Source organism: Vibrio sp. OPT46, assembly GCF_015163535.1.
In the GTDB taxonomy this organism is placed as follows: domain Bacteria; phylum Pseudomonadota; class Gammaproteobacteria; order Enterobacterales; family Vibrionaceae; genus Vibrio; species Vibrio alginolyticus.
Genome location: NZ_JADDYG010000725.1, coordinates 41,410 through 53,840, shown reverse-complemented (window position 1 = coordinate 53,840; position 12,431 = coordinate 41,410). Strand labels below are relative to the sequence as shown.

Sequence of the window (12,431 nt, the reverse complement as noted above, 5' to 3'; positions counted from 1 at the left end):
ACTGGGTAAGCGAGAGCCCATAACCAAAGTTGAATCCCGATAACAGAGAGAAAAATGCGGAATGCATGCCAGCCAAAGTGTTGGGTTCTTAAAGAACGCCTAATCCCAAGTGTACGTAGGTAGGGCAGAATAACAAACAAGGCGATTGCATATTGGAATAACGCAAATGTGGTGGAAGAGACACCAAAGTTGATGCTAGCAATTTGGGCGAAGCTGTTCACTATGGCGAATGCCAAGCCAGCTGTTAGCATCCAGGACGCACCTTGAACAGGATGATGATTCAATTGAAAAATTCCAGTTTGATAGAGGTGGCGGGATCATACGTCCTATTGTTTTTCGCGCCAATAAAAAAATGCCTCCCAGAGGGAGGCGACATTACCAATTCAAAGGACGTGCCTGTTATAACAGGTACAAAGAACGAGAAGCACAAACGCTGCCATGCATTTGCATAAATAATATTGCAGAACACGTGCCAACTTTTATATATTTGATTTTAAATGGTTTTTTGGTTTTTCTATGTTGTCGATTAGATGAAATGCACTAACTTAGTGATCAATCGCATTAAAAGAGGGCAGAAGTAGGCGTCGTTACGGTCGTTTTTCATTGCTGAGCGAGGCTTGGATAGTGTGAAGACTTATCGAGTTGTGTTGGGTTACATAAAAAATGGCCAGCAAAGGTGCTGGCCAAGTGGACTCGCTCTTAGGACAAGAGTGAATTAGAAATCGTAACGTACGCCTAGGCGCAGTGTATCTTCGCCTTCTGTTACTAGACCTGTTGTTGCATCTTTTGCTTCATCAAGTTGGTTGATGTAGTAAGACAGGTAAGTACGGAAGTTGCTATTTAGTTTGTAGTAACCAACAAGCTCGATACCTTCAACGGTGTCGTACTTTGAACCGTTGTCTGGATCATTCTCTTGAGCTGTGTATAGAGCTGCAAGTGTCACTTTGCTAGCTACTTTGTAGCTTGCGACTAGCTCGTAAGCCGTAAAGTCTTCAGAGTCAGTCAGGGAACCTTGAGAATAAGTACCTGCTAGGTAAAGGTTGTCCATCGAGTAAGCGATACCACCTAGAATTTGATCTTCAGAGTTATCTTTATCTACATCGCCACCAGAGTATGCAAGACCAAAGTCGAGGCCCATTGGTAGTGAGTACATTCCAGAGATGCCGTATTTATCTTCGTTATCGCTAGAGTTTGCTTGGTAGGTTGCTTGAAGTTGTAGTGCATCAAACGCACCACGGTATGCGAAAACGCTGTCTTGCTTATCAGAAGACGAATCAATAACTTGCTGAACACCAGAGAATTCAGTGATATCCGTCATGTCAGAGATGATGACTGCAGCCATGTCTTGACGACCTACAGAGAAAGCACCGATATCAGAGTCGACGCCTGCATACATGTAGCGGTTTTTGAATTCACTCTTGCCCGTTTTTTGTTCGGCTTCGTAAACACCGAAAGCAGAAAGGCCGTTGCCGATGTCTGTTTTACCTTTTAGGTTAAGACGAGCACGGCTTTTATCTTCCATAGAACCTTCAACTTCAGCACCGTCTGAACCGATGAAGTCACCACGAAACTCAACGCGGCCGCCAACTTTTAATTCAGTACCGTCGTTTTTGTATACAGTTGCTGCGAATGATGGTGCTGATACCAATGCTGTAAGAATTGCAGTAGTTAGTGCTGCCTTTTTCATTTTCTTATTACCCTAGTTGTAATCGATGGGCTTTCTTGCCCGATGTGTTGATGACGCTAAGGTAAAGGCTGAAAATGAAAGATAGATTTCTGTTAAGTTATGATTTGATTGCACTTTTATTGCTGGAAAGAATAAGTTCCCCTTCTCATACCACTTATAAAAAGAAAGGTTTATCTTTTTTGAGGTTTTTTCCTCTCCGTTAAAGACTGTGTTTTTTTCAAAAAGTTCCTGAATTGCTTCTTGACCCTAAATGTAAGTAAACATTTCAATTTGGCAGGGAAGTTTGGCCTAAAAATAGCGAATCATCAGCTATTTGTGAGCTAACTCTCTCTAAAGCATTTCTTATTGTAAGGTTTTTATTTCTCGATTTCTTAAAGACTAAGTAAACGATTGCTTTTTAGGTTTTGTCTGAGATCTTTTCACTCGGTTGTCAGGAACTAATCAAATAAAGTGTCGGCAGTTGTTACACAAAGGTAAAACTAATCTGGTGGAAACGATGCCTCGGATAGCCTTTGTATTCCTCTCTTTGTTCATCATTTCGTTTTTACGAAAGTGAACCAAAGCCGGGTCTAAAACTGACTAACCAACTAATAAGTAATGGATTTAGAAATGAATAAAAAATTATTAGCAGCGGCAATCGCGGCAGCAACCTTCGGTACTCAAGCAGTTGCAGTGGAACTATATAATAACGATGGCACAACATTTTCGATGGGCGGCCACGTTTCTGTTAATTTAAATGGATCAGAGCAAGGTGACACGGATGTGGGTACTAACTCTCCTCGTATCAATATCTCTGCGACACAGGATTTGGGTAATGGCTTCACCGCAGACGCACGTGGTGAATGGGCGCTAAACTACTTAGACGGTGGTGAAGAGTCGTTTAAAACTCGTCTAGGTTACTTAGGTATAACACATGAGGTTTATGGTCGTGCAGTAGGTGGTACGCAATGGTCACCTTACTACGATGTCGCAGGTATTGCAGATATGCCAATCGCGTTTGCCAACGACTTCATCTATGACGATCATGGAAACCTTGGCACTGGCCGTGCGGATAAAATGCTTTCTTACCGTAATGCCATCGAGCTGGGTGAAGCGGGTGTGATCAACTTTGGTCTTGGTTGGCAGGGTGCAAACGATGATTACACGCGCAACGATGCTGGAGTTATAACTGGCGGTGCTAAATACGATGACCGTGTGCAAGCTGCGCTTTCTTACTCAATCATGGGCGCTAAAATCGGTTACTCTTACAATGGCGGTGATTTCCAGCACCCTGCATATGCAGGTAAGCACACGGCGGAATCACACGTTGTATCAGCATCTTACGGTGCGTACGGCCAAGGCCTATTCCTTGCTGCAGTTTATGGTTCAAACGAAAACATGAACTTCAGTGCAAAAGGTGACCGTTTAGAAGAAAGTGATGCGTACGAGGCGATCATCGCATACGCTCTGGCGAACAGCCTAAACTTGAGTGTTAACTATGAGATGGTGGAAGGTAAAGAGTTTAAGAACTCTAAAACAGAAACTGCTCGTGAAGAAATGGCACTACAAGCAGAATACAACTTCACGCCTAAATTTGTTGGTTACGCGGGTTACCAGTTTGACCTAAATGACGACAATGGTCGTGAAACTGATGACAAATGGGCGTTAGGTGCTCGTTACTACCTATAATAGGGTTTAGCGAGAACTATTATTCAAGCTCATTGATCTAAAGCCAGCCTCGTGCTGGCTTTTTTGTCTATTTGTTTTACAAATACTTTGCTGTTTCAATTAGATGATACAAAACTCAAAACGGGGTGAATGTCTTATTTTTTACACTAGAGGTTGCTATTTAGTGTCGTTAAGTCAATAGGTTAGATTATGATGGGATTTTTGTTTTGCAGGGAAGAATGATGAGTGTTATTCAAGTTGAAGAAAAGAAAGTAGAAGTGGGTAAAGTGCTTTGTGTTGGACGAAATTACGTTGAACACATTCATGAGCTTAATAATGCAATGCCTGAGCAAATGGTTGTATTTAATAAACCCGCAACTTCCGTATCAACAACTCTGCGTTCATTCCATCAAGAGCCCCTTCATTATGAGGCTGAAATCTGCTTTTTGATCAAGGATGGACGTTATTCAGCGGTTGGTTTGGGATTGGATCTGACCAAGCGTGGTTTGCAATCCTCGCTTAAAAATCAGGGGTTGCCGTGGGAGCGAGCTAAGGCATTTGATGGCTCTGCTGTGTTTAGTCGGTTTGTCTCTTTGGATAACATTGATATCAATGATCTTAACCTTGAGCTCTTAATCAACTGTGTTCGTGTACAAAAAGGTCACGTTAACCAAATGCTCTATCCGCCGCTAACTATCCTGGATGAATTAACCAGTTACACAACACTTCAAGATGGCGATGTAGTGATGACTGGTACACCAAAGGGCGTTGGTGAGGTACATGAAGGTGACATCTTCCTTGGTCGATTAAAGTGTGGCGATGTCACCTTGTTGGAGATTGAGTGGTTGGCGGATTAAAGCCAAATTCGTAGAACGAGAAATACCACCATACTGATAACCGTCGTTAAAAGAACATTTTTAGTAAAATACGCGATTAAAGCAGCCAGTACGGCAGCCAGTAAAAATGGGTTTTGCACATTGACGCTGAGCTCCCCATCGGGAATGAAAACGATCGGTGCCCAGATCGCAGTCAGTACTGCGGGGCTAGCGTAATTGAGTACTTTTTGAGTGCGCGTCCCTAATCGCAATGGTAGCTTGGGTTCTAAAAACAAGTAGCGGCTGGTGAAAACAAGTACCGTCATCAGCAAAATAGCCAACATGATCATTAGCGTTTCTCCTTTACTTGTTCCACAAAGTAACCAGTAAGCATGGCTAAAATGCTCGAAATCATCAAACTTCCCTCAATTTGATAATAGGTTAGGGCAACTGAGCTCACCAAAGCCACAATAACACTCGCGAGCACCGCTGCATTTTTAATGGTGGGTACTACTATCGCGATAAAAGTAGCGGCTACAGCAAATTCCAAACCCATTTCGTTCAGTTCAGGGATTAGACTTCCCGCAATAATGCCCGTCAATGTCGCGACATTCCAAAACAGGTAAAAACTCAGACCAGCCCCAAGTGCATACCAGCGATTAAATTGTTTATCGGAATGGTGGCCTACAATCGCAAACAGCTCGTCAGTAAGTAAGAAGCCGAGTGATAATCGCCATTTTAGAGGGAGCGGTGCAATTTTACTGCGCATCGATACACTGTAGAGGAAGTGTCGAGAGGTGATAAAAAACGTTGTCAGTAACATGGTCACTAGACCTGCTCCCGTTTTAATCATTCCCATCGCGACGAGCTGTGCAGAACCTGCGAACAAAATGGCGGATAGTGCTTGTCCTTCCAAAGGGTGAAGCCCAGTATCAATTGCGAATGAGCCTGCGAGTAAGCCCCAAGGGAGCACTGCGATACTCAGAGGCATCATCGCAAGTGTACCTTGCCAAAATAGCGTGGTTTTTGATTCTTTTTGTAACTGCAAAGAGTGGTCCATAGTTTCTTCTTATTTATTCCTAAATCAGATTACCAAGATAGCTCGGTAGTCGCATAACGCCTTGTACAATATTGCTGCTTTAGCTGTGACGGACGTATTGGCCGGGAGTGACGCCCATGGCTTTTTTAAAGTGTCGATGCAGATGGCTTTGATCATGGAAGCCGCATTCTTGTGCCACGTCTGAAATTTTTTGTCCCATTTTTAGTAGCTTCTTCGCCATACGTAAACGTTGCTGAATTTGATAGGCATGAGGCGGAAAGCCAAATTGCTTTTGAAACTCTCTCAGCAGATGAAAAGGGCTTAATCCAGACAGTTTCGCGAGTTCTTCTAGTGAGACGTCCGTTTGTGGAAAGTCTTCCAAAAATTCTCTGACTAGCTGCACTTGTCGCTGAGCTCTGGTTGACTCTTTCAGTGGTGCCCGATGAGTGCTGTGTTTACTGGCTAGCTTGATCAACGTGCCGTAAACCAAAGTTTCTCTCAATAAACGGTTGTCTGATTTTTCTAGTGTTTCAAATACCAATCGTAACTGACTAGCCAGCTCAGGATCGTAAACCACAGGTTGAGGGAAATAGGGCAGAGCTACATATGGTGAGCCAAGCTCTTGTCCTAAAGTTTGAAACTGCTGAGGTACGGGGTACATTGCTTTGTATTCCCAGCCGCCTTCCGAGGCTGAATGCCCGTTGTGTACTTCATCTGCATTAACAAGGATGATGCTGTCCTGTGGCGCGATATGATTCCCGCCCGTCCTAAAAAATTGTTGTGCCCCTTTTTCGATGACACCAATAGTGTAACCTTCGTGGCTATGGCGTGAAAAATTCTGCTTCTCATACTTTGCATCGAGAAGTTCTAAACCGCCGAGCTCTTGAGCTATCTTGAAGGTAGCGATTTCCTTATTCTTTTCTTTCATCTTTATCCGGTCTGCTCAAGAAAATCATTTTAGAAGTGTAACGGATCCATCGTGCTTATTTTTGTACAAAATTGCTATTCGATTTTGATAAACAGGCGAATTGATTGCTATTTTTCAGCTGGGCAAACTATGATTTTTATTTTTTGATTTATCTTGGCTATTTTGGGCTGGATGATGTTATTTTGTTGGTATAACATTCGCCGCCTTGTTGTAGAAAAGCGGTTCCATCATGATTGATTTATCTGTACTTCCTGTTTATCTCACCGCAGTAGTGGCTTTGTTGCTGTTACCAGGGCCCGATATGTTGCTGATAGCGAGTTCTAGTATGAGTTACGGTAAGAAGGTCGGTCTTTTTGCTAGCTTAGGCAATGCGACGTCTGGTGTTATTCTTACTTTGCTTGCTGCGATGGGCGTATCTACCTTGATTGCCATGAGCCCAATAGCCCTTAAAGTCCTTCATCTATTAGGTGGCGCTTACTTGTTAAAAATGGGTTGGGACTGCTTACGAGCTGAGGCATCTTCGGCTCCAGAGCTTGATGGTCAAAACAAAATGGCATCAACTTATTATCAACGTGCTTTGATGAGTAATTTGCTCAACCCTAAAGCCTTGGTCTTTTTTGTGATGTTTTTGCCGCAGTTTGTCTCAAGCAATATCACGGCATCTTCTGGTGAGCAGATGCTAGCGCTAGGGTTATTGTTGAACGTTCTTGGCTTGTCATTCAATTTATTACTTGTTGGGTTAGCAGGCACATTGGGCAAAGGGCTGCTCGAGAACGAAAAATTCCGCACGTATCAACATAAACTAATGGGGTTAGTGTTTGTTATTCTGGCGTTGTGGATGCTGAGTAGTTTCGCCTTGTAAAGTTATCATATTCCATCAGAAAGCCAGTAATTGCTGGCTTTTTGTTTTAGGATATTGGTGTTTCCTAAGGAGAGGGTATATGAAGCTTGAATTTTGTTTAAATCCAGATCAAACAGACCTTGATTTTGTTCGTGAAGGTATTCGATCTTATAACCGACTGCATTTACCTGAAGGGGAAGTGCATGCTATAGGCTGTTTCGCAAAAGATGAGAATGGCAAGATCATGGGTGGCTTGACTGGCGAAATGTTTAAAAATACGGTGTTTGTTGAGTTTTTGTGGGTAGACGCTGAAAGTCGAACCTCTGGTCTCGGTAGTCAATTAATGTCGATGCTAGAACAAAAAGTAAAGCCTCATGGGGTTACCCATGTTTATTTGGATACCTACAGCTTTCAAGCTCTTGAGTTCTATCTCAAATTGGGTTTTGAGAAAGTGGGGCAGTACTCAGGCTATCCTGCAGAGGGCATCCACAAGTACTTTCTACAAAAGGAAATTGTAGGCTAGGGAAAGCACGGGTTAGCTTGACTTGTTCTAGTGAAAATCAAAAAAGAGGCGCGAATTTGCGCCTCTTGTTGTATCAAATATCTATGTTTCTCTTTGACTTACAAACTTTGCTGGTGCGCGTCGATAAGTTCGTTCATCTTCGCTTCTGCTGCTTGCTGTGCTTGTTCATAGCTCATATCCGCAGGGAAGAGGTTGATGACTTCGTAGTAACATTTTAGTTTTGGCTCAGTACCAGAAGGACGAACAATCACGCGAGATTGATCTTCTAGGTGATAAATCAATACGTCACTTGCTGGTAAGTCAATGGATTCTTCAGAGCCGTCGTCAAACATGCGAACCGATGTTTTAAGATCTTCGGTTACTGCAACTTTTTTACCAGCAATCTCTGTTGGTGGATTGGCTCGGAGTTTGTCGCCGATTGGTGGAGAGTTCGGGTCGAGAGCGATGCTGCGTTGTGCGTTGAAGTAGAAACCGTGCTCGCGGTACAGCTCTTCCAGTTTATCCCACAGTGTTTTGCCTTGCGCTTTAAGCTTGCCTGTTAGCTGTGAAAACGCGACGATTGCAGATAAACCATCTTTATCCCACACCTTGTTACCCACGGTATAACCGAGCGCTTCCTCATAAGCAAACAAGAATGGGTTGGTTTCTGTCTCTTGTTCCATGGCAACGTTAGTAAGCCATTTAAAGCCAGTTAATGTTTGATAGTATTGTGCGCCATGCGCCTTAGCGATGCTGCTCAGCATTCTTGAGGATACGATGGTGTTGCCAACCAAAGCGTTAGGTTGCTGTTCCAGCAAGTAATCGCCAAACAGTGAGCCCACCTGATCACCTGTTAGCATTTGATACTCGCCATCTGGGCGTTTAACTGCCACGGCAAAACGGTCCGCATCTGGATCGTTCGCGCAAGCGATATCGGCATCTACGGACTTACCTAATGCCATCACCATATCCATTGCACCGGCTTCTTCAGGGTTTGGGAAGTTGACGGTTGGGAAGCTTCCATCAGGTTCGCGCTGTTCCTTAACACTTGCCACTTTTTGGAAGCCTGCGTCGGCAAGTAGCGTTTCCGCCATATTCGCGCCAACGCCATGCATTGCGGTGTAAGCAATAGATATATCGGTATTGTTGTCAGGAGTAAGCAGCGCGTTTTCATTCATTGTCTTACGGTAAGTTTGGTAGTAGTCGTCTTCCAACCAAACTAACAAACCGTGCTGTTTTGCATCATCGAGAGACATTAAAGGTAATGGCTTCGTTGTTGCGTCATCAATTTTCGCTGCGATTCCAGAGTCGTGCGGAGGAATAATCTGTGCGCCATTTTCCCAATATACTTTAAAGCCATTGTATTCTGGTGGATTGTGGCTGGCAGTAACAACAACAGCGGCCGCAGCATTCAATGTACGGACACCAAACGCAACAATTGGGGTTGCCGCAACTTCATACGTTAGGTAAACCTTGATACCAAGGGCCGTCAGTACGGATGCGGTATCATGCGCGAATTGTTTTGAATCGGGACGACCGTCGTAGCCAATAACGACACCACGACTCGCGGCATCTTTGACTTGCTCAAGCAAATAGTTCCCTAAACCAGTGGCGGTCTCTTGAATCACCAAGCGGTTCATTCGGTTTGGACCTGCGCCCACTTTGCCACGTAAGCCTGCAGTACCAAAGGCAAGGCGTGAGCCAAAGCGATCAGTAAGTTCTTGTTCATTGTTCGTATCGACGAGGTGTTGTAGCTCTTCACGAGTCTTAGGATCAGGGTCTCGTTCTAGCCATTGCGTAATTAGTGCTGTCATATCAGTCATTCCTTAGTAGGGGGAGCCTACTTTCTTGGACACTTCGTTTGGTAAGTATCTCAATGTTTTCTTTTAAATCAATGTAAATGGTTCTCAATTACATTTCAAAGAGGGCAATCGATAAACCGAATTAATTTTTCTTATCCGCACAAAATTTAATCATATTTAATTTCTTGAAGAACCTTGGAACTATAACTAGCCTTTTAACATAAATATAACAAACCGTGTCGAAATCGTAGTTTTTGTGATTTTTAGTAAAGTTGTTCGATATTTGCATCGGGACGCAAGGAAGCTCGCGTAGGCGTAGCGGCTGAGCAGAGGAGAGATCTTTTGAAAAGATTAACGACTACTCTAGCCTTATCACTGAATGTGATTTTAATCACATTTTCCTCTTTTGGTTGGTCAAAGGAAAATGACTACAACATGACAAAAGGGGTCACAGAGATAAGTGGGCAAGTGTATGAATTACATATGCTGATTTTCTATATCTGCTGTGTAATTGCTTTGATTGTTTTTGGTGTGATGTTCTATTCCATCTTCCGTCATCGCAAGTCAAAAGGAGCAGTTGCCGCACATTTCCATGAAAGTACAAAAGTGGAAATTATTTGGACGGTCATACCCATCATCATTCTTGTCGCTATGGCGATTCCCGCAACAAAAACTCTAGTAGCAATGGAAGACACAAGCCAATCGGATATCACGGTCAAGATCACAGGCTCGCAATGGAAATGGCATTACAGCTATTTTGGCGAAGATGTTGAGTTTTTTAGTTTGCTTGCCACCAGCCAAAAACAAATTGATGGAATCGAAGCTAAAGGCGCACATTACTTACTGGAAGTAGACAACCCTTTGGTGTTGCCTGTGAATCGCAAAGTGCGTTTTTTGATGACTTCTGATGATGTCATTCACTCTTGGTGGGTACCGGACTTTGCCGTCAAGAAAGACACCATTCCAGGTTTTATTAATGAAGCATGGACAAGAATTGATGAGCCAGGCGTATATCGCGGCCAATGTGCGGAGCTATGTGGTCGTGCACACGGATTTATGCCAGTGGTGGTGCATGCGATGGAAGAAGAAAAGTTCGATGAATGGCTAGCGAGTAAGAAAGAAGAACTCGCACTTCAAAAAGCGGCGGCACAAGAAGCGCTCTCTCAAGACTTATCTATGGACGAATTGATGTCGCAAGGCGAATCGATATACACGGCGCGTTGCGCTGTGTGTCATCAGGCAAATGGTGAGGGGATTCCGGGTGCATTTCCCGCGATTAAAGGCAGTCCTATTGCAACCGGAGATGTTACTGAGCACATAGATATTATTGTCAACGGTCGCCCGGGCACCGCAATGCAGGCTTTTTCTAATCAGTTAAGTGACAAAGAAATTGGCGCGGTTATCACATATCAACGAAATGCATGGGGCAACGATACTGGCGATACAGTGCAAGCATCCGATGTGAATGCCTTTAAGGCACAAGGCAGTGCTAAGGAGGAAATATGAGTAAGCCAATAGATAAGGCAGTGAAGTCTGCGCCAGCAGAAGCCAGTGCGAACAGTACCATTGCGATTGATGATGGTCACGAGCATCATGCCCCCCAGGGCATCACTCGTTGGTTGTATTCTACAAGTCATAAAGACATAGGCACCCTCTACCTTTGGTTTAGCTTTGCGATGTTTCTAACAGGTGGTGCGATGGCTATGATCATTCGTGCCGAACTGTTCCAGCCAGGGCTACAGCTAGTCGATCCGCAGTTTTTTAATCAAATGACCACGGTACACGGTTTAGTAATGGTATTTGGTGCGGTGATGCCAGCATTTACGGGTCTTGCTAACTGGATGATCCCGATGATGATCGGCGCTCCAGATATGGCGCTACCGCGCATGAACAACTTGAGCTTTTGGATCTTACCTTTTGCATTTCTCATCTTGTTGAGCTCGTTGTTTTTACCTGGCGGCGGTCCTGATTTTGGTTGGACGTTTTATGCTCCGCTGTCCACGACTTATGGCCCGGATAGCACAGCGCTGTTTGTATTCTCTGTGCATATCATGGGTATCAGCTCCATTATGGGCGCGATTAACGTTATCGTGACGATCGTAAATATGCGAGCTCCGGGAATGACTTGGTTCAAGTTACCAATGTTTGTTTGGACTTGGCTAATCACCGCTTTCTTGTTGATCGCGGTTATGCCGGTACTAGCGGGTGCGGTGACCATGGTTCTTACTGACAAATATTTCGGGACTAGCTTCTTTGACGCAGCTGGTGGTGGTGACCCGGTAATGTTCCAACACATCTTTTGGTTCTTTGGTCACCCAGAAGTGTACATCATGATTTTACCGTCGTTTGGAATCATCTCCGCCATTCTGCCTGCTTTCAGTGGTAAGAAGCTGTTTGGTTATCATTCGATGGTTTACGCGACGTGCAGCATTGCATTGTTATCTTTCCTTGTGTGGGCGCACCACATGTTTACCACGGGGATGCCAGTTTTTGCTGAGCTCTTCTTCATGTATTGCACTATGCTGATTGCGGTACCAACGGGGGTTAAAGTCTTTAACTGGGTTGCCACCATGTGGCGTGGAGCTCTGACATTTGAAACGCCAATGTTGTTTGCCATTGCCTTTATTGTGCTGTTTACCATTGGTGGCTTCTCGGGACTGATGTTGGCGATTGTGCCGGCGGACTTCCAATATCATGACACTTACTTCGTGGTTGCCCATTTCCATTATGTGTTGGTATCTGGTGCGGTATTCTCGATCATGGCAGCGGCATACTACTGGCTACCTAAGTGGACGGGTAATATGTACGACCACAAGCTGAGTTTATGGCATTTCTGGTGCTCAATTATTTCCGTCAATGTCCTGTTTTTCCCAATGCACTTCCTAGGCTTAGCGGGCATGCCAAGACGCATACCGGATTACGCCATTCAGTTTGCTGATGTTAATCAAATAGTATCAATTGGTGGGTTTGCATTTGGGTTGTCACAACTGATCTTCTTATGGTTGGTGATCAAGTGTATTCGTGGCGGGGAGAAGGCTTCTGCAAAACCGTGGGAACGTGCGGAAGGTTTAGAGTGGACAGTGCCAAGCCCTGCGCCGCATCATACGTTTACTACACCGCCTAAGATTGACTAGCAAAGAGTGGGGTGAGTGACATGAAACCGAATCCAT

General features: G+C 44.3%; 11 protein-coding genes and 1 pseudogene. 6 read left to right on the top strand and 6 right to left on the bottom strand.

The annotated features are described in order from the left end of the window. Positions 1–251 (bottom strand): annotated as a pseudogene (locus IQR33_RS34425) (EamA family transporter); the annotation flags it as partial. A gap of 464 nt (positions 252–715) precedes the next feature. Further along, positions 716–1,687 carry a porin gene (locus tag IQR33_RS25915; RefSeq protein WP_005375535.1) on the bottom strand — a complete coding sequence of 324 codons (972 nt, stop codon included), beginning with the start codon at positions 1,685–1,687 and terminating at the stop codon, positions 716–718. A 609-nt stretch (positions 1,688–2,296) separates the two neighbouring features. On the opposite strand from IQR33_RS25915, the gene IQR33_RS25910 reads away from it, so the two are divergent. Beyond that, the gene (locus tag IQR33_RS25910; RefSeq protein ID WP_017821605.1) at positions 2,297–3,355 is read left to right on the top strand and encodes a porin; all 1,059 of its coding nucleotides are present in this window, start codon (positions 2,297–2,299) and stop codon (positions 3,353–3,355) included. 221 nt (positions 3,356–3,576) lie between these two features. Beyond that, on the top strand, positions 3,577–4,191 hold the full coding sequence (locus IQR33_RS25905) for a fumarylacetoacetate hydrolase family protein (RefSeq protein ID WP_017635857.1): 615 nt from the start codon (positions 3,577–3,579) through the stop codon (positions 4,189–4,191). Here the strand turns inward: IQR33_RS25905 and IQR33_RS25900 are convergent. From IQR33_RS25900 to IQR33_RS25890, 3 genes are all read right to left on the bottom strand, one after another. Next, on the bottom strand, positions 4,188–4,499 hold the full coding sequence (locus IQR33_RS25900) for an AzlD domain-containing protein (protein ID WP_005385193.1): 312 nt from the start codon (positions 4,497–4,499) through the stop codon (positions 4,188–4,190). The two genes, IQR33_RS25905 and IQR33_RS25900, sit on opposite strands and share 4 nt — an antisense overlap. Further along, positions 4,499–5,209, bottom strand: a complete 711-nt coding sequence (locus IQR33_RS25895) for an AzlC family ABC transporter permease (RefSeq protein WP_193837217.1) — start codon at positions 5,207–5,209, stop codon at positions 4,499–4,501. Before IQR33_RS25895 ends, IQR33_RS25900 begins: the two co-directional genes overlap by 1 nt. Positions 5,210–5,288: 79 nt before the next feature. Continuing rightward, on the bottom strand, positions 5,289–6,116 hold the full coding sequence (locus IQR33_RS25890) for an AraC family transcriptional regulator (RefSeq protein ID WP_193837218.1): 828 nt from the start codon (positions 6,114–6,116) through the stop codon (positions 5,289–5,291). Between the two features lie 229 nt (positions 6,117–6,345). Between IQR33_RS25890 and IQR33_RS25885 the strand changes: the two genes are divergently transcribed. After that, the gene (locus IQR33_RS25885; protein WP_005375522.1) at positions 6,346–6,978 is read left to right on the top strand and encodes a LysE family translocator; all 633 of its coding nucleotides are present in this window, start codon (positions 6,346–6,348) and stop codon (positions 6,976–6,978) included. 79 nt (positions 6,979–7,057) lie between these two features. Continuing rightward, a complete protein-coding gene (locus IQR33_RS25880) occupies positions 7,058–7,480 on the top strand; it encodes a GNAT family N-acetyltransferase (protein WP_054701313.1) in 423 nt (140 codons plus the stop codon). Positions 7,481–7,578: 98 nt separating this feature from the next. Here the strand turns inward: IQR33_RS25880 and IQR33_RS25875 are convergent, their stop codons facing one another. Then, entirely contained in the window at positions 7,579–9,273 is a 1,695-nt protein-coding gene (locus IQR33_RS25875) for a phospho-sugar mutase (protein ID WP_171344123.1), read from the bottom strand. A 330-nt stretch (positions 9,274–9,603) separates the two neighbouring features. On the opposite strand from IQR33_RS25875, the gene coxB reads away from it, so the two are divergent. Continuing rightward, positions 9,604–10,767, top strand: coding sequence for a cytochrome c oxidase subunit II (gene coxB, locus IQR33_RS25870; RefSeq protein WP_005385208.1), 1,164 nt, complete (start codon positions 9,604–9,606; stop codon positions 10,765–10,767). Then, the gene (gene ctaD, locus IQR33_RS25865) at positions 10,764–12,395 is read left to right on the top strand and encodes a cytochrome c oxidase subunit I (protein WP_005375510.1); all 1,632 of its coding nucleotides are present in this window, start codon (positions 10,764–10,766) and stop codon (positions 12,393–12,395) included. The genes coxB and ctaD overlap by 4 nt, the downstream gene beginning before the upstream one ends. The last annotated feature ends 36 nt before the right edge of the window (positions 12,396–12,431 follow it).